Source organism: Polaribacter sp. Z014, from assembly GCF_023555435.1.
Taxonomy (GTDB): domain Bacteria; phylum Bacteroidota; class Bacteroidia; order Flavobacteriales; family Flavobacteriaceae; genus Polaribacter.
Genome location: NZ_JALCZP010000009.1, coordinates 38354 through 56697, shown reverse-complemented (window position 1 = coordinate 56697; position 18344 = coordinate 38354). Strand labels below are relative to the sequence as shown.

The window sequence follows — 18344 nt, the reverse complement described above, 5'->3', positions numbered from 1 at the left end:
TTTAAAATCTCGATGCAAATTTATTGTAAATATCTTTAATTACGATGCTTAAATAGCTTTAATAATTCCTGTAAAATCATCTACATTTAATGCTGCTCCACCAATTAAACCACCGTCTACATCTGGTTTAGAGAAAATTTCTTCTGCATTTGCAGGTTTTACACTTCCACCATATAAGATAGAAACAGCATCTGCTACTTCTTTATTGTATTTTTTAGCTACAATACTTCTAATAAAAGCATGCATTTCTTGCGCTTGTTCTGCACTTGCAGTTTCTCCTGTACCAATTGCCCAAACTGGCTCGTATGCCAAAATAATGCTTTTCCAAGCATCTGCTCCTAAATGAAATAATGCATTAGAAATTTGGCTTTCTACTACTGCAAAATGGTTTTCAGATTTTCTATCTTCTAACAATTCTCCAAAACAAAAAATTGTTTCTAAATCATTTGCTAAAATAGCATCTACTTTTGCTGCTAATGATTCATCTGTTTCATTAAAATAAGTTCTTCTTTCAGAATGTCCTAAAATAACCGTTTTAATTCCGATTGCTTTTAACATATCTGCAGAAATCTCTCCGGTATAAGCACCATTTTTAGCTTGGTGCATATTTTGAGCAACAACTTCAATTGCAGAACCGTCTGCTGCTTTTATTGATGCCGATAAGTTTACAAAAGTAGGAGCAACAATTACACGAGTATTTTTTAATTTCTCTTTTTTAATTGCTTTTTTTAAATCTTTGATAAGTTTTTTACTCTCTTTCTTATCATTGTTCATTTTCCAGTTACCTGCTACTATTTTTGTTCTCATAATTCTTATTTTATAACCTAAAAGGTCCTTGTTAATGTTTTTATTAATTTGGATGTAAATTTAAGAAATGAAAAGACAAAAAACACATAGAAAAGCAAATAGTTACGATAACGTTTTTTCTAAATAATTTGAAGTACATAAAAAAGACTTTATACTGCTATCTATGCGTAAAATGAATCTAATAAACTCCTTTATACGATCAATCAAAATCTTTAAACGAACCTAGAATCTTTTAATTTCGCAAAGCTTCTATGATTGCATTATCGGAAGCTTCTGTAGCTTTAAATAAGGATATCTTTCCGTTTTCATTAACAACGACATATCTCGGAATCCAATTAAGATTTAAGAAACCAACCAAATCTCCCGTTTTCATTCCTTTTGGTAAATTGTAATGTTCTCCAATAACATTGTAACGTTTTACACCTCTTTTCCATGAACCTTTTTTCTCATCAACAGATAAAAACAAATAAACTACTTCTGGAAACTTCGCTTGTAATTCTTTTACTTTTGGCATTCCTTTTATACAATCTCTGCACCAAGAAGCCCAAACATCAATTAAAATATTTTTCCCTTTATGTTGATTGATAACTTCTTGAAACGTAGCAACCTCATCGTTTAAATTATATACTTTTTCATTGAGCGCTTCTTCTGAAAATTCGGTTGGTTTTTCGAAATTACAACTCACTAAAATTGATACTAAAATTAGAAATAATATTTTTTTGAACATGAATTATTTTTTATTTTTTGTCATCTAAAATTTCCAATACTTACAATTAGACACTTTATTTAAAAACAAAAATACCTACTTTTGCGTAACTTTTACAAAACAAATGACAACACAAGAACTTATTGCCCAAATTAAAGAGAAAAAATCATTTTTATGCATTGGATTAGATGTGGATTTAAACAAAATTCCAACGCATCTTTTAAAAGAAGAAGATCCTATTTTTGCCTTTAACAAAGCAATTATCGATGCCACGCATCATTTATGTGTTGCCTACAAACCTAATACTGCTTTTTATGAAGCCTACGGAATAAAAGGATGGAAATCACTTGAAAAAACGATTCAGTATTTAAATACAAATTACCCAGAGATTTACACAATTGCAGATGCAAAACGTGGAGATATAGGTAACACTTCTACCATGTATGCAAAAGCTTTTTTAGAAGACTTAGCGTTCGATTCTGTTACTGTTGCACCTTATATGGGAAAAGATTCAGTTGAGCCTTTTTTAGCTTTTAAAACCAAGCATACCATTATGTTGGCTTTAACATCAAATGAAGGTGCTTTCGATTTTCAAACCAAAGAAGTAAATGGTAGAGAATTATATAAAGAGGTTTTAGAGACTTCTAAAGGATGGAAAAACTCTGAAAACTTAATGTATGTTGTTGGTGCTACAAAAGCAGAATATTTTGCAGAGATTAGAAAAATTGTTCCTAATTCTTTTCTTTTAGTTCCGGGTGTTGGCGCACAAGGCGGAAATTTACAAGATGTTTGTAAATATGGTTTATCAGAAAATATTGGCTTACTTATTAACTCATCTAGAGGTATTATTTACGCTTCTAAAGATGAAAATTTTGCACAAAACGCTGCTTTAAAAGCCGAAGAATTACAACAAGAAATGGCAACTATTTTAGCAAAATAATTACATGGAATTTCAAGACCAAATAGCACGAATTTTAACGTTTGATAAAACGCCAAAACGTATTATTAGTCTTGTACCTAGTTTAACCGAATTATTGGTAGATTTAGGCTTAGAAGATGCTATTGTTGGCATTACAAAATTTTGTATACATCCTGCTCACTTAAAAGAAACCAAAACAATTGTTGGCGGAACAAAAAGCATAAATATTGATAAAATAAAGGCTTTACAGCCTGATATTATACTTTGCAACAAAGAAGAAAACTCAAAAGAAATTGTAAAAATCTGCGAAAAAATTGCAACCACGCATGTTTCTGATATCTTTACGGTTGATGATAATCTAGCGCTTATAAAACAATACGGACAAATATTTTCGGTAGAAAAAAAAGCCTCAGAAATTATTCAAAAAATCAATTCTGAATTCGCTATTTTTAAAGAATTTATCAAAAACAAAGAAACAAAAACAGTAGTCTATTTTATCTGGAAAGATCCTTGGATGGCCGTAGGAAATAACACTTTTATTAATCATTTGTTAGCATTAAACAAGTTTGATAATATTTATCAAAATAAAGAACGTTATCCAGAAATCGATTTAGAAGAAATGAAACTAAACACAAACCTAGATTTCATCTTATTGTCTTCTGAACCATACCCTTTTAGGAAAGAACACATTTTAGAAATAGAAAATTACACGCACCAAGCAAAAGCAGTATTGGTTGATGGAGAAATGTTTTCTTGGTATGGAAGTAGATTAATTAAAGCTTTTGAATACTTTAAAAGTATTCATTAAAGTAATCGTGATATAGTAGAGATACCACAATTAAGTATAAAAAAGAAAGGCTATTTAATTAAAAATAGCCTTTCTTTTTTATCATTAGTATTATACTATTTAACGTATCCTGTATTCTGAAACATTAAATTATTTGTATCCATTTCTGCCTGAGGAATAGGTAATATTAATTCTTCTGCATCAAAAGACAAAGCACCAACATTTTTTTGAGTTCTCTTTATATCATCAATTAATTGACCTTCAAAAGACAACTCTAATTGTCTTTCATTAAACAATACATCTAAAGTTAATGCACTTAAAGCACTCGCGTTAGATCTTGCTCTAACAGCATTAACTTCATCTAAAGGAGGTAAACCTACACTTGTACCTTCTCTAAAGTTAGACTCTGCTCTCACTAAATGCATATCTGCAATTCTTAAAACAGAAATATTGGCAAACTGATTTGTATACTTTGATGTTAAAGTTCCACCAGTATCTGAACTAATATATGTAAAACTATATCTTTCATCATTTGCAGCATCATCAAACAAATTAAAAAAACCTATTTGTAAATCAATATCTCCCTGTCTACCTCCAAAATCTTGCGAAGCATAAAATGTAATAAAATCATTATCGCCACCTTGAGACGTTACTTGAAAAGCAAAAAGATCTTCTACACTATCAACATCATTGTTAAAAGCACCACTATAAGTTGGCGCTAAAGTATGACCACTATATAATATTACATCATCTGCGGCATCTCTTGCCGCTGCATAATTACCTTGTTGAAAATATACTTTAGCCAATAAAGCTTCTGCTGCATATTTATCTGCATAAACATCATTAGTTGCTGGTAATTTAGAAAAAGCATCATTTAAATCAGTTATAATCTGAGTGTAAACTTCTTCAACAGTGCTTCTAGCAATTGATAAATCTATACCATAATCAATAATACCATTTAAACGTAAAGGCACACCTAACTGAGTATTGCTTGCTCCCGCTACATAAGGTTTACCAAAATGACGAACTAAATCAAAATACATTAAAGCTCTTAAAAATTTAGCCTCTCCTTCTGCAATATCTGCAGCACCATTTGTTATTACCTCTAAATTATCTATAACTAAATTTGCTTGGTTAATTACTTCATAAGAATTTCCCCAAACTTCTTCTACAAAAGCATTGTCTACTAAAACACTTTTAGAATTAAATTGCCTTGGATCTACAAAAGTACCACCCCAACTCATTTGAGTTGTGTTTCCTAACAAATCTGCAATTATCTGAGTTCTACCTCCAAATGTTGCATCTTCTCCGGCCTCTGTATATGTACCTACTAAAATATTAAGAACATTATCTTCTGTAGACAATGCCTTTTCTGAAGATATACTTTGTGCTGGCTCAATATCTAGCTCTTTTTCACAACTAATAGTTGTAAAAAATAAAACTAAAATTAATGTATATTTTATTATTTTCATTTTTATAAAGTTTTTAAATTAAAAAGTTACGTTAAGACCTATTGAAAGCGTTTTTGCTGCAGGAGCAGAATAGAAGGTTTGACCTACACCACCTGCATCACTTCTAGATTCTGGATCATAACCTGTATAATCTGTTATTGTTAACAAATTAAGACCACTAAAATATAGTCTTAACTTAGATAATCCCATTTTAGCAATTACTGATTGAGGAATTGAATACCCTAATGTTATGTTTCTAAGTCTAATAAAATCTCCTTTTTCTAAAAATCTTGTAGAATGACTTGTACCATTACCAGCACCTAATCTTGCTTGTGGTACATTTGTTATATCACCTGGGTTTTGCCATCTATCTAATTGATCTACTGTTTGATTATCAAACCAGTCTCCATTTGCAGATTGAAAACGTCCTCCACCATTATAAATACTTGCTCCCCATTCTCCTTGAAAAGTCATTGTAAAATCGAAATCTTTATAAAGAACAGTATTTGTAAGACCTGCTATAACTTCTGGAAAAGGATTTCCTGCTACAACTCTACTTGCAGCATTAGAATCGTTTGTAGTACCTCTATCTAAGCTTCCACTTCCATCATCTGTATTTAAATAATACAACGCATCTCCATTATCAACATCTACACCAGCATACTCTATAAGATATAAAGAATTTACAGCTTCTCCTTCTCTTAAAATATTCTGACCGTTAACAACATCTTGCCCATCTGGTAATTCAATTATCTCATTATTATTTGTTCCAATATTAAAACTTGTAGTCCATTTTAAATCCTTTGTTTGAATGTTTTTAGAAGTTATAGAGAATTCAATACCATCACTTTTCATTCTACCAATATTATTATTAATACCCCCTTGCTCTGGTGCTCCAGAAGATAAAGGCAAAGGCTGCTCAAATAATAACTCTTTTGTATCTTTTACATAATATGCTACTTCTCCTGAAAGTACTCCGTTAAAAAGCCCATATTCTATTGCAACATCACTTTGGTCTGATGTTTCCCAACTTAACTCATTATTACCTGCTTGAGTTGGGGCAATACCTGGTTTTTGATTGTATGAAACTCCACCAAATAAACCTCTAGAAGCAAAATTCCCTATTTCTGCATTTCCTACTTGACCGTAACTAGCTCTTAACTTTAAGAAAGATATTGCAGAACTCTCTAATAAAAAGTTTTCTTCAGAAAGAATCCAACCTGCAGAAAAAGCAGGAAAAACACCAAATCTAGAATCACTACCAAATCTTGAAGAACCATCTCTTCTAAAACTTGCTTTAAATAAATATCTATCTTTATAAGCGTAAGTTGCTCTAGTAAAATAAGAAACAAAAGCATATTCTGTAAAACTACCAGAACCTGCAGTAATTTCTGCAGCTGAACTTATTGTTTGAAAATCGTCTGTTGGAAATTGTTGACCAGTAACACTGTTAAATCTTCTTTTACTTTTATTTAATTCTGTACCAAGAATAATATCTAAATCATGATTTTCGCCAAAAGTTTTATTATAGCTCAAATAATTACTAAAAATATAGTTCTCTGTATTAACGTTAGAAGCATAAGCCTCTCCGTTTGTAGATTGAAAAGGAGCTAAACTTCCTGTAAAACTATCTTCTGTCTGAGAATATAGATCATATGCAAAATCTGAATTAAATTTTAAGTTATCAGTAAATTGATATGCCGCAAAAACCTTACCTGTTACTCTTCTAATAATTGTATTATAATAAGCATGCTTATCTTGTAATAAAAAATTTGCATACGTTGTGTTTGCAAAAGGCTCTCCATCTACAAAATCAGGAGAAATTGGCGCAAGAGCAATTGCTTGTAATGGCGATACAAATGCATTATCATTTCCAATTCTATCAATATCCGTTCTAGAGAAACTTAAGTTCATTCCTGCAGAAAATTTATCTGTTAATTTATGAGTAATGTTTAAACGTGAACTAATTCTATTCAATTCATTCCCTCTAACAATCCCTTTTGTATCGTTATATGCTCCAGAAAAGAAATAAGTAGTTTTTGCATCTCCTCCAGAAATAGAAAAATCTGCATCTCTAGTATATCCTTTAACTAACGCAAGGTCTTGCCAATCGGTATCATAAGTTCCTTCTCTCCATGTATTATTAGAATATCTATCTAATCTTTCTTCTACATAGCCTTCTGCTGGCCAACCACCAGTGGCTAACCCATTTTTTCCAGCTTCTAAAAACAACTCAACATATTGTTCTGCATTTAACCAATCTCTAGAGTTTGCTTTTTCACTTACTCCATTAGAGATATTTACAGAAAACTTTGCTTTTCCTTCTTTACCAGACTTCGTTGTAATAAGCACAACTCCATTTGCTCCTCTTGCTCCATAAATTGCTGCCGAAGAAGCATCTTTTAAAATATCTATAGATTCTATCTCATTAGGACTCAAAGTTAATAATGGATTTGTTGGAGACCCATTATTAGACTCATTGCTATTTATTAATGGAATTCCATCTAAAACATACAAAGGATCTGAACCTGCACTAATACTAGACTGCCCTCTAATTCTAAAATTTAGACCACCTTCTACCTTACCATTTGTTTGGCTAATTTGAACACCAGCAGCTTTACCTGCTAATGAATTCATAACACTAGGTGTAGGCACATCTGCAATATCATCTGAACTTAATTTTACAATATTGTCTGTTAATTTTCTCTTGCTTTGAGTACCATATCCAACAATAACAACTTCATCTAACTCACTGCTACCTTCCTTTAACACTACGTTAACTTTGCTAAACTTACCTATTTTTTTTTGATTTGTTTTATAGCCTAAATAGCTAAACACCAAAATATCTCCTTCGGTGACAGAAATAGCATAATTACCTTCAAAATCAGTTTCTGTACCTGTACTAGTACCTTTAACAGCTACACTTACTCCAGGTAGTTTTCCTGACGCATCTGAAACAGTACCAGAAACAGTTTTCTTTTGCGCGAAAGTAATTTGCACAATAAACCCTAAAAATAGTGTTAGGGATGCTTTTAAAATTCTTCTCTCCATTATATCTTATTTGAATTAATTATGTCAAACATCTTAAAATTTTCTTAAAATAAAAAGGAAAATGTTAATTTATTTAAAAATAATTCAATAAAATTAACAATAAAGAGAATATAACACACTAACATGGTAATTTTGATGATAATTCCATAATTAGGAGGCGTTAGCTAAAAAATACCGTTTGATAAATTAAGGCCTAAAAAAGAAACAATGCATTTTGTAGGAAGCATAATAGATTTTAAAAAAAATACAAACAAAAAAGACTCTGCTTTTTACAAAGCAGAGTCTTTTTTAAAATATGTTATTTATTTTCTATATTCTTAATCTTGCAACGCAAACACCTGCTTTAATAAAGCCGTAGTACGTAAACCTGCTTTTTCTCTAATTCCTTTTTCTTCAACTTCAATCATTGTAAAAACACCTTTTAAGGCTTGATTGGTAACATACTGTGTTAAATCTGGATTTACACTCTTTACAAAAGGAATAGAATTATACTTACTAATTAAGTTACTCCAAACTTTATCTGCCCCTACTTTAGAAAAAGAGTTTTTAATTACCGGACTAAAACTTGCCGTTAAACTTTCTGTAGTTTTTCCTTGTAAATAAGAAGTTGCAGCATTTTGGTCTCCTAAAAGAATTGTTTTAGCATCTGCAAACGTCATATCTTTTACTGCATTCACAAAAATTGGAGTTGCCGTTTTTACAGCATCTTCTGCCGCTCTGTTTAAAACTTTAATTCCCTCATCTGCCAAATTACTTAAACCTACTTTACGTAAACCTTTGTCTACAGCTTGTAGTTCTTCTGGCAACATAATTTTTACCAAATCGTTTTTATAAAACCCGTTTGTTGCAGTTAATTTAGAAACTTGATCCTTTATTCCTTTATCTAAAGCCTCACGCAAACCATTACCTATTTGCTCTTGACTTAAACCTGTACTTTGTGAAACTTGGTTTGCTACTTTTTGTAATTCTGCACATCCTACTAACTGAATTGCAATTACTAAAACTAAAATTCTTTTTATCATTTTTATTATATCTTATCTACTCTTTGGAAACTATTTCCCTTTAAAAGTCACTATTTACTTAAAACTATCTGTTTTTTTATCATAACCATAAGGGCAATGTTTACACCCACTTTTACAGCAATGACCTCTTTTTAGATGAAACTTTTCTGTAAACACTTTATAACCTTGTTCGTTTACATAAAAATCACCTTCTTCTAATTCTATTCTTTTATTATACACACTACAAAAATAGTTTTTAATCCATTAAAAAAGCGTTCCTAAGAACGCTTTTTTAACTTTTATTTTTCTTTTCCTTGAGGAAATCTAGAAATAATCTCTTTTACAAACTCTTTAATTCTAGCCTCTTTTTTTTCTCTATTCTGAAGTTTTAAAGCCCCAGTTCCTATTCCTTGCCAAATTAATTCTTTTTTCTTTTTATCAATAAAATCAATAAACAAAGTACCTTCTGTATATTGAGAAACATTAATATTATTATTCATACCTCCCATCATCCATGGGCTCCAACCCCAACCGTAGCCATAGCCAAAACCATTATTTTGATTTACGTTTACTTTTTCTCTAGATTTAGTAAAAATACTCACCAACATATCTGGATTATCAGATTTAGAAAATCCTTGAGTTAATAATTCTGACTCAATAGCTCGTAAAATTCGTTTTTTATCTAAATCAGAAATTTCTGCTTTATCAATTCCTGGTTTGTAAAAAGCAAAAGTTTTATATTGATTAAAATCTACCTTGCTATCATAATCTGTAGTAACTTTTATCGCACTACACGAAGTTAAAAGCGCTGTACTAAACAGAAATAAAAATAGTTTTTTCATGAGATGTGTTTTTAAATTATTGAATCGATTATGGCATCATCTACTAAATTAAGAAGCGTAACAAATAAATATTTTACAACTTATATTACATTTCAAAAGGTTTACAAGATTACCTTATTATTTGTCAAACATCTTCTTAAAACTACATTGTTTACTTTCTAAAAATGTAATTTATAAATGCTTCTACACTTCTTATTACAAGCAATAAACATGCCAAACCACTCGTAAAACTCTAATTAACAAGCAACATGAATCGTATAACAAATAAAACACATCGCTTTTAAAATCTATTGATGCTTCTATGTTTGATTGACAATTATAAAACTAAATAAAGACTTTTTCTTTAATCATCTTTTAAAAAGAAGTTTACACAAATATATTTATTTTGTTATGATTATTGTTTAACTTTAATAAATGATTTTAATTGCTAAATTTCTAATACCAAAAGGTTTTGTAGGCATCACCTTATTTCCTTTTATTTTTCTAAAAAAGGAAGATTTAAAAAACGATAAAGTTTTGGTAAATCATGAAAAAATACATTTAAAACAACAAGCTGAATTGTTACTCATATTCTTCTATATTTTTTATAGTTTAGAATGGGTTTTTAAATTTTTAAAACATAAAAATGGATATCTTGCCTATAAAAATTTAAGTTTCGAACGTGAAGCCTATCAAAATGAAAATAATTTTAACTACATAAAAAATAGAAAATTTTGGGCATTTATAAAATACTTATAAAATTAACTGTTGTGTTTTTTTTCTTCGGATGTTTTAATGGCTGCAAGCCAGCACCAAAGAAAATAGCCATACAAACGGTTGAAGTTTCAAAGAAAAAAGATTCAATATTGAAATTTCCAAAATACCTAAATTCAAATTATGTATTGGGAAAATTTGATTATTCTAAAAATATAGACTTTGCTATGGTTCCGAAAGAAAACGCATCAAAAAACATCTATGTACGAAAAGAAGTATTGACTGCTTTTTTACAAATGAATGATGCTGCTCTAAAAAATGGAGTTTCCTTAAAAATAATATCAGGAACTAGAAATTTTGAATACCAAAAACGTATTTGGGATTATAAATGGAATGAAAAATATAAAAACATTCCTCCTTTAAAAAGAGCAAAAAAGATTTTAGAATTTAGTTCTATGCCTTCTACTTCTCGTCATCATTGGGGAACCGATATTGATATCAACAACCTTAATAATTCTTATTTTACAAAAGGAAAAGGGCTAAAAGAATATAATTGGTTGCTTAAAAATGCTCAAAAATATGGTTTTTATCAAGTGTATACTTCCAAAGAAAATGGAAGAACGGGGTATAGTGAAGAAAAATGGCATTGGACTTACCTTCCGCTTTCATCATTATATGTAAAGTTTTACAATGCCAACATCAAACTAAAAGACATTAACGGTTTTAAAGGTTATTCTTACGCCAAAGAATTAAATGTTATTAAAAATTATGTAAATGGAATTAATCCGGAAATTATCAAAAAATCAATAAAAAACTAAAAACTTACATCTTTTTTAATAATTCACTAAATTGCAGTACTAATTTTATACAAATATTACGAATGAAACAAATTCTACCATACAAACCAAAACACAAAGTACGTATTGTAACTGCTGCTGCTCTTTTTGACGGACATGATGCTTCTATAAATATTATGCGTAGAATTATTCAAGCCACTGGCGTGGAAGTTATTCATTTAGGTCATGACAGATCTGTAGAAGAGGTGGTAAACTGTGCCATTCAAGAAGATGTAAATGCTATTGCAATTACATCTTACCAAGGCGGACATAATGAGTATTTTAAATACATGTTTGATTTATTGCACGAAAAAGGAGCTGGACATATTAAAATTTTTGGAGGTGGTGGCGGTGTAATTCTTCCTAAAGAAATAAAGGAATTAATGGATTACGGAATTACAAAAATCTATTCTCCAGATGATGGTAGAGCATTAGGTTTGCAAGGAATGATAAATGATTTAGTGCAAAAAGCAGAAGAAGCCCATCCTAACCTTCCCAAAGGGAAGGAACTCCAATCTGACTTAAAAAATGTTGAAAAAATTTGTAATGAGGATGGTTCTTGGTTACTAGGAATGGGAAGCGACAAAGTTTTAGAAAACTTAAAAAACAAAGACGTAAATACAATTGCAAGGTTAATTTCTCTTGCAGAAAATAACCACACAGATTTTACAAAAATTTTCAACAAAGATTGGAACTCCTCCCCTTCAGGGAAGTCGGGAGAGGCCTCTTCTCCCGTGCTAGGAATTACTGGAACTGGTGGAGCAGGAAAATCTAGTTTAGTTGACGAATTAGTCCGTCGATTTTTAATTGATTTTCCAGAGAAAACAATCGGAATCATTTCTGTTGATCCATCAAAAAGAAAAACAGGTGGAGCACTTTTAGGAGATCGAATTAGAATGAACTCTATAAATAATTCTCGCGTATATATGCGTTCTTTAGCTACAAGACAATCTAATTTGGCTTTGTCTAAAAATGTAAATGAAGGTATTGAAGTTTTAAAAGCTGCAGAATTTGATTTAATTATTTTAGAAACTTCAGGAATCGGACAATCAGATACAGAAATTACAGAACATTCTGATACTTCTTTATATGTAATGACTCCAGAATTTGGTGCTGCAACACAATTAGAAAAAATTGACATGTTAGATTATGCCGATTTAGTAGCTATCAATAAATTTGATAAACGTGGCGCTTTAGATGCTGTTAGAGATGTGAAGAAACAATACATGCGTAACAATAATTTATGGCATATACACCAAGATGATTTACCCGTCTACGGTACCATTGCATCTCAATTTAACGATCCAGGAATGAATACTTTGTACAAAAGCATAATGGACAAGTTGGTTGAAAAAACAGGTGTAGATTTAAAATCGAACATGGAAATTACCACAGAAATGTCTGAAAAAATCTTTGTAATTCCGCCTGCAAGAGTTCGCTACTTATCTGAAATAGCAGAAAATAACAGAACTTATGATCAAAATGTTGATGATCAAGTAGTGGTTGCTCAGAAATTATATGGAATTTATCAAACGATACTTTCTATTACAGAAAATAATAAGTCATTGCAAGGAACGAAGCAATCTGTTCTTACTAAAACAGGACTTGATGAAGATAAAATTCTGAAACAAGTTCAGAATGACAAGTCGAATGTCATTCCGACAGAAAGAGGGACGAGTGACGAGGAATCTGAAACCTACTTCTTAAAATTACTACTTGCCCAATTCGAAAAAGTAAAACTAAACCTCCATCCTTTAAATTGGGAAATTATATTGAACTGGGATGAGAAAGTTCAGAAATATAAAAACCCAATTTATACGTTTAAAGTCCGAGATAAAGAAATTAATATAGAAACGCAAAGTGAATCACTTTCGCACACTCAAATCCCTAAAATAGCTTTACCCAAATACAAAGCTTGGGGAGATTTATTACGTTGGAATTTACAAGAAAATGTTCCTGGAGAATTCCCTTATACCGCAGGATTATATCCGTTTAAAAGAACGGGAGAAGATCCAACTAGAATGTTTGCAGGTGAAGGTGGGCCAGAAAGAACAAACCGTAGGTTTCATTATGTAAGTTTAGGAATGGATGCAAAACGCCTTTCTACAGCTTTCGATTCGGTTACTTTATACGGAAACGACCCTGGTAAAAGACCTGATATTTACGGAAAAATTGGTAATGCAGGTGTTTCTATTTGTTGTTTAGACGATGCTAAAAAATTATATTCTGGTTTCGATTTAAGTCATCATATGACTTCTGTTTCTATGACCATCAATGGACCAGCACCTATGTTGTTAGGTTTTTTTATGAATGCCGCTATTGATCAAAATTGTGAGAAATATATTATAGAAAATAAATTAGAAGCACAAGTTGAAGCCACTTTTATAGAGTTTTATGATTTAAAAGGTTTAGAAAGACCAAAATACCAAGGTGAATTACCTGAAGGAAATAATGGTTTAGGATTAATGTTACTAGGTTTAACCGGAGATTTGGTTTTACCTTCTGAGATTTATCAACAAATAAAAAAAGACACACTAGCTCAAGTTAGAGGAACCGTACAAGCAGATATTTTAAAAGAAGATCAAGCACAGAATACCTGTATTTTTTCTACCGAATTCGCCTTGAGGTTGATGGGTGATGTGCAAGAGTATTTTATAGAAAAAAAAGTCAGAAATTTTTATTCGGTTTCTATTTCTGGATATCACATTGCCGAAGCGGGCGCAAACCCTATTACGCAATTAGCTTTGACATTGTCTAACGGATTTACCTATGTAGAATACTATTTAAGCAGAGGAATGGATATTAATAAATTCGGCCCCAATTTATCTTTTTTCTTTTCAAACGGAATTGATCCTGAATATTCTGTAATAGGAAGAGTTGCGCGTAAAATTTGGGCAAAAGCCATGAAAAACAAATACGGAGCAAACCCAAGAGCTCAAATGTTAAAGTATCATATTCAGACTTCTGGTCGTTCTTTACATGCGCAAGAAATCGATTTTAATGATATAAGAACAACATTGCAAGCGTTGTATGCCATTAACGATAATTGTAATTCTCTACACACAAATGCCTATGATGAAGCAATTACAACGCCAACGGAAGAATCAGTTAGAAGAGCCATGGCTATTCAGTTAATTATCAACAAAGAGTTAGGTTTAACTAAGAATGAAAATCCGATTCAAGGTGCATTTATTATTGAAGAATTGACCGATTTAGTAGAAGCAGCAGTTTTAGAAGAGTTTGATAGAATTACAGAGCGTGGTGGCGTTTTAGGCGCTATGGAAACCATGTATCAGCGTTCCAAAATACAGGAAGAAAGTTTGTACTATGAGACTTTAAAGCACAATGGAGAATTCCCTATTATTGGTGTAAATACCTTTTTAAGCTCTAAAGGTTCTCCAACAGTTCAGCCAGCAGAAATTATTAGAGCAACGGAAACAGAAAAGCAACATCAAATTAAAACGAAAGAAAACCTCAACAAAATAAATCCGAAGAAAGTTGAACAGCAAATTGCAATTTTACAAGAAGCAGCAATTAAAAATGAAAATTTATTTGATAAATTAATGGAAGCTACCAAAGTGTGTTCTTTAGGACAAATTACGGAAGCGTTGTTTAAAGTAGGCGGACAGTATAGAAGAAATATGTAGAAGGTATTTTCTTTATAAAAATAAAAATCCGCATAAATTATATGCGGATTTTTTTTGATTTAAATAAATCTACCATTTTTGTTAATAGTGTGTTCGAAAAGATCACCAAAACTAGAAGTTTTAGAATGTTTAGAGTTTTAAAAAAAGGCAGCATTATAAAATTACCACCTTTCTAATTAACTGTAGTAAGAATCCCCCAACTCTTAAACAGTATTTTAAAATTACTTTTTAAACTCCTTGCGCATCACCAATAACACGATCTATAAAATCTGTATTGATATATAAAAGCCTTGCTAAGTTGTACAAAACATTTACTTCACTATCATCTATTTCTCCATCAGCATAAGAAATAATAGATAAATCTCTTAAAATATTTAGCTTTTGCATTACAGACAACACAACATCTAAATCTTTGGTAAGTTGTTGTACTTCGCTAATCATTTCATCTTCTGTAAGCCCTTTTATGGTCATCATGCAGTTGGCAAAAACTTTGGGAGCCACAATACTGCTTAAGGCTTGTATTTCAGAATCATCTACAACACCATCTGCATTGGAAATTAAATAGCCTCCTAAAAACATTAAACGTTGTATTTTCTCTGAATGTTCGCTTTCATCCTCTAAATTTTCCGGTTCCATTAAAGACATAATTCTTTTAATTTCAACCTCCATAGCTTCCTCAGTAATTTCACCTGAAACAGATTTATTAAAAGCAGCATAGGTTTCACTTTTATTAAAAAGCTCTAAAGCTTTAATTCTTAAAGGACTAAAAGGATGAGTACTATACCAATCTGAAGGATCTAAATTAGAATCATTCAAAACTTCTTCTAAATCTACAAATTGTTCTATGTAGGCATTTAGTTGAAAATCTAAAGAATCTGTAGTGACACCAGATGATAGTTTAAAGAAAGTACGCCCTACAGCTTCAAAATTTTGGCAACATAACAAGCCTGCTCTATCTGCACTTATTTCTGCATTTCTGTTCCAAGCATATAATTTCATTGCGTGAATTGGAGCTAAATCATTTTCACCAGTATCTAAAATTTGTCTTACAGGATAATCAAAATGCTCAAAAAGCACATGTCCTATTTCATGACCAACAACAAACGTTAATTCTTCTTTAGAGAAACGCTCCAGAATTCCGGATGATAAAATAATGTATAATTTATTATCGTCTGGCGGATAACAAGAAGCGTTAAAAGTATCACCTTGATACACAAAAAACTCAATATCAGCTTTAAGTTTTAATGTTTTTTTACAATGCTCTCCTATTTCATGAAGCATTGGCGCTAAGGTTTTTGTTAACCTTAAACTAGATTTTAACAAATGCTTTCTAGACTTAAATTTACCACTATTCTTATTTACTTTTTCTAACGTTTTTTGTATTAAATCGTCTTGTTGAAAAGCAATAACATAATCTCTATCGCCATCATAAACTAATAAATTTAAGTCTATATCAGCTCTATTATTTGTATAGATTCCTTCTACAGTTTCTACTTCTGCTTTATGATTTAAAGCATTTATCTCTTCTATACGTTTCGTATATTCCGACGCTAGTTCTGTTGTTAAATTTTGAAAAACAATACTAGCTTCTTGTATTTTATCGAAATTTCCTGATGCTTGTGCATCATTTAAATCGGTTAACATCTTTTCTTGCGCTGTATTTAAAGCCGCTTGATGTTCTTTTTCTAATTCTGAAAGTGTATGTGCTATATATGACATAATATTTTTAGGCTTTAACTGTTATTTTTGAATTAGAAATTTTCATTAACCTTCCTTTTAAATCGAAAATCCCTAAAATTTGATCATCCCCTTTTTTAGCAACAATATTGTTACCTGGTAATTCTACTTCATACCCTTTTCCTTTTAAATAAAAGTACAAACTGTATTTATGAGGAAACGTATAGTTTGCAGCAACCTTTGTAAAATGAGAGCATATTAAAGCAGGTGCTGTTCTAGCTTTACTATCTGCTTCGGCAGATGTAATGGTAACATAAACAGTTAAGCCTTTAAAAGTTAATGGCACATAACAGCTTTCTTTTGCCATTGCAGAAATAATTGTAGAAAAATAAACTCCAGGATCTGAACTAAATTCTCTTTTAGATGTTGTAAAATCTTCAATTTGATAAGCTTCCCCTATCGTTTTTGCCGCTAGAGCAGTTTGTAAAAACTTTTCTGGAATACCACTTTGTGTATTTCCCCAAGCCCATAGCCAACTTTTTTCATTTTCTGAATAAGTACCTAAAACTTGAATATCAAAAACTTTATCGTCTCCATACGTTAATTTACCTTCTAAGATATCACAAGTCCAACCTAAACCTTCTACCATTTCTCCAAAAACCTCTTGTTTTTCGGTAGAAATTACAAACGATTGATTGTACAATTCTTCAATAGTTACTTTATTTTCTTGTTCATCTGTGGTTGCTTGTTTGTTTTCTGTTTCAGATGTTGCCGTTTCAGCTGTTGCTGCTTCTGGGGTTCCTTCTGCAAATTCTTCTAACTTTTCTTCTAATAAATAAATAATTCGAGCAGTTCTACGATCTACATTATCGGCATTCATAACAGGGCTGTGATCAATTTTTAAAACACCTTCTTCAAAAGTAATTGCACGGTCTAAATTATGTTCGTCGTTTTCATTAACGATAACAACTTCTTTTAATCCGGCTTTTAAAAGTTCAATCCCCATATCATCAACACAAATAGCTTTAAAAGCTTCTATTAATGGTTGAAAATAGATTTTAGGAAACGTATCATTATATAAATGAGAAAATCGATCTTCCATTAAAGTGTTCCAAGAAATATTTAATGGAACGGTAAAACCTGCTGCCGTATTAATTTCTGTTTCTAACGCTGGAAATAATTCTTTTTGAAATGCTTGGATAATTCTTTTTTCTTTAAGTCCCATAATTGTATTGTTTTAATTTTATTAATTTTGTATTTACTTTATAATATTTGAAGTAATTTTTCTTCTAAAATAGTCGCTAATTTTTCTGGTAAAGCTTTATCAATATTTATTGATATGGTTAGTGTTTTTCCTTGATATTTAAGAGCTAACTTGTCTGCTTGTTGCAAAATAATAGTATCAACACCTTGCCAAGCTTCTTTACCTAATTCATCTGTTATAATTTGATGTACCGCACTTTTTAATGCTGCAAAAACATCTTGAATATTTAGTCTGTTATTTAATTCACTTAAAGAAATATCATTGATATCGAATTCTTTTATCTGACTTCCAAGTAGACTTTTTTCTCTTTGCAACCAACGTTTTAATTGCAAAACAGTTACAGCTTCTTTTTCTGATGATAAAGGCCTACTTATAGTTCCTTTAGATAACTCTACAACCATTTTTTTAGGTTGTTTTACAGTAATCATTGTAATAGTATGCAGGTTAAAAAAAGTTACTTCTTCTTGCTGAGAAAGCATACAAACCGATTTTTGATGGTTATTGTCTTCTTTAAAATCTAGAATTATGCCTTCTACATAACCTCCGTTGTTAAATGAAATAGCAATTAAAATGTCTTCTTCTTTCTTAAAAACAGATCGTAAGATTTCCTCTGGCGTTTGGGCTACAAACGCTTTATAATAATGTGTGTTTTTCATGATAAAA

At 30.9% G+C, this 18344-nt stretch carries 15 protein-coding genes; 5 read left to right on the top strand and 10 right to left on the bottom strand.

Features of this window, described 5'->3' with window-relative positions; genetic code table 11:
• Positions 1-48: 48 nt before the first annotated feature.
• Both tpiA and MPF19_RS11765 read right to left on the bottom strand, forming a co-directional pair.
• Positions 49-807, bottom strand: a complete 759-nt coding sequence (tpiA, locus tag MPF19_RS11770) for a triose-phosphate isomerase (RefSeq protein ID WP_249988402.1) — start codon at positions 805-807, stop codon at positions 49-51.
• Positions 808-1039: 232 nt separating this feature from the next.
• A complete protein-coding gene (locus MPF19_RS11765) occupies positions 1040-1534 on the bottom strand; it encodes a TlpA family protein disulfide reductase (RefSeq protein ID WP_249988401.1) in 495 nt (164 codons plus the stop codon).
• A gap of 103 nt (positions 1535-1637) precedes the next feature.
• Here MPF19_RS11765 and pyrF point away from each other — a divergent pair, with 103 nt between their 5' ends.
• Positions 1638-2453: an orotidine-5'-phosphate decarboxylase gene (pyrF, locus tag MPF19_RS11760; RefSeq protein WP_249988400.1), complete on the top strand. Its 816-nt coding sequence runs from the start codon at positions 1638-1640 to the stop codon at positions 2451-2453.
• Between the two features lie 4 nt (positions 2454-2457).
• Positions 2458-3240 (top strand): ABC transporter substrate-binding protein, encoded by a 783-nt coding sequence (locus tag MPF19_RS11755; RefSeq protein WP_249988399.1) that lies wholly within the window; start codon positions 2458-2460, stop codon positions 3238-3240.
• Positions 3241-3335: 95 nt separating this feature from the next.
• On the opposite strand, the gene MPF19_RS11750 is transcribed toward MPF19_RS11755, so the two are convergent.
• From MPF19_RS11750 to MPF19_RS11730, 5 genes are all read right to left on the bottom strand, one after another.
• On the bottom strand, positions 3336-4691 hold the full coding sequence (locus MPF19_RS11750; protein WP_249988398.1) for a RagB/SusD family nutrient uptake outer membrane protein: 1356 nt from the start codon (positions 4689-4691) through the stop codon (positions 3336-3338).
• An 18-nt stretch (positions 4692-4709) separates the two neighbouring features.
• Positions 4710-7721: a SusC/RagA family TonB-linked outer membrane protein gene (locus MPF19_RS11745; protein WP_249988397.1), complete on the bottom strand. Its 3012-nt coding sequence runs from the start codon at positions 7719-7721 to the stop codon at positions 4710-4712.
• Between the two features lie 317 nt (positions 7722-8038).
• Positions 8039-8743, bottom strand: coding sequence for a DUF4197 domain-containing protein (locus tag MPF19_RS11740; RefSeq protein ID WP_249988396.1), 705 nt, complete (start codon positions 8741-8743; stop codon positions 8039-8041).
• 54 nt (positions 8744-8797) lie between these two features.
• Entirely contained in the window at positions 8798-8962 is a 165-nt protein-coding gene (locus tag MPF19_RS11735) for a C1orf53 family protein (protein ID WP_203391863.1), read from the bottom strand.
• A 59-nt stretch (positions 8963-9021) separates the two neighbouring features.
• Complete coding sequence (locus MPF19_RS11730) at positions 9022-9564, bottom strand: DUF4136 domain-containing protein (RefSeq protein ID WP_249988395.1); 543 nt, start codon at positions 9562-9564, stop codon at positions 9022-9024.
• A gap of 414 nt (positions 9565-9978) precedes the next feature.
• Here MPF19_RS11730 and MPF19_RS11725 point away from each other — a divergent pair, with 414 nt between their 5' ends.
• The 3 genes from MPF19_RS11725 to MPF19_RS11715 all read left to right on the top strand — a co-directional run bounded on the left by MPF19_RS11725 (position 9979) and on the right by MPF19_RS11715 (position 14740).
• On the top strand, positions 9979-10302 hold the full coding sequence (locus MPF19_RS11725; protein WP_249988394.1) for a hypothetical protein: 324 nt from the start codon (positions 9979-9981) through the stop codon (positions 10300-10302).
• 11 nt (positions 10303-10313) lie between these two features.
• The gene (locus MPF19_RS11720; RefSeq protein ID WP_249988393.1) at positions 10314-11075 is read left to right on the top strand and encodes a M15 family metallopeptidase; all 762 of its coding nucleotides are present in this window, start codon (positions 10314-10316) and stop codon (positions 11073-11075) included.
• Positions 11076-11137: 62 nt separating this feature from the next.
• On the top strand, positions 11138-14740 hold the full coding sequence (locus MPF19_RS11715) for a methylmalonyl-CoA mutase family protein (protein ID WP_249988392.1): 3603 nt from the start codon (positions 11138-11140) through the stop codon (positions 14738-14740).
• Between the two features lie 228 nt (positions 14741-14968).
• Here the strand turns inward: MPF19_RS11715 and MPF19_RS11710 are convergent, their stop codons facing one another.
• From MPF19_RS11710 to MPF19_RS11700, 3 genes are read right to left on the bottom strand one after another with little or no spacing between them, the layout of a single operon-like run.
• Positions 14969-16459, bottom strand: coding sequence for a M48 family metallopeptidase (locus tag MPF19_RS11710; RefSeq protein WP_249988391.1), 1491 nt, complete (start codon positions 16457-16459; stop codon positions 14969-14971).
• 7 nt (positions 16460-16466) lie between these two features.
• Positions 16467-17642, bottom strand: coding sequence for a DUF6882 domain-containing protein (locus MPF19_RS11705; protein WP_203391858.1), 1176 nt, complete (start codon positions 17640-17642; stop codon positions 16467-16469).
• Between the two features lie 38 nt (positions 17643-17680).
• Complete coding sequence (locus MPF19_RS11700) at positions 17681-18337, bottom strand: hypothetical protein (protein WP_249988390.1); 657 nt, start codon at positions 18335-18337, stop codon at positions 17681-17683.
• Positions 18338-18344: the final 7 nt, after the last annotated feature.

Bases quoted from the DNA above. Each gene is read 5' to 3' on its own strand.
- tpiA (WP_249988402.1), bottom strand. From the start codon at position 807: ATGAGAACAAAAATAGTAGCAGGTAACTGGAAAATGAACAATGATAAG.
- MPF19_RS11765 (WP_249988401.1), bottom strand. From the start codon at position 1,534: ATGTTCAAAAAAATATTATTTCTAATTTTAGTATCAATTTTAGTGAGT.
- pyrF (WP_249988400.1), top strand. From the start codon at position 1,638: ATGACAACACAAGAACTTATTGCCCAAATTAAAGAGAAAAAATCATTT.
- MPF19_RS11755 (WP_249988399.1), top strand. From the start codon at position 2,458: ATGGAATTTCAAGACCAAATAGCACGAATTTTAACGTTTGATAAAACG.
- MPF19_RS11750 (WP_249988398.1), bottom strand. From the start codon at position 4,691: ATGAAAATAATAAAATATACATTAATTTTAGTTTTATTTTTTACAACT.
- MPF19_RS11745 (WP_249988397.1), bottom strand. From the start codon at position 7,721: ATGGAGAGAAGAATTTTAAAAGCATCCCTAACACTATTTTTAGGGTTT.
- MPF19_RS11740 (WP_249988396.1), bottom strand. From the start codon at position 8,743: ATGATAAAAAGAATTTTAGTTTTAGTAATTGCAATTCAGTTAGTAGGA.
- MPF19_RS11730 (WP_249988395.1), bottom strand. From the start codon at position 9,564: ATGAAAAAACTATTTTTATTTCTGTTTAGTACAGCGCTTTTAACTTCG.
- MPF19_RS11725 (WP_249988394.1), top strand. From the start codon at position 9,979: ATGATTTTAATTGCTAAATTTCTAATACCAAAAGGTTTTGTAGGCATC.
- MPF19_RS11715 (WP_249988392.1), top strand. From the start codon at position 11,138: ATGAAACAAATTCTACCATACAAACCAAAACACAAAGTACGTATTGTA.
- MPF19_RS11710 (WP_249988391.1), bottom strand. From the start codon at position 16,459: ATGTCATATATAGCACATACACTTTCAGAATTAGAAAAAGAACATCAA.
- MPF19_RS11705 (WP_203391858.1), bottom strand. From the start codon at position 17,642: ATGGGACTTAAAGAAAAAAGAATTATCCAAGCATTTCAAAAAGAATTA.
- MPF19_RS11700 (WP_249988390.1), bottom strand. From the start codon at position 18,337: ATGAAAAACACACATTATTATAAAGCGTTTGTAGCCCAAACGCCAGAG.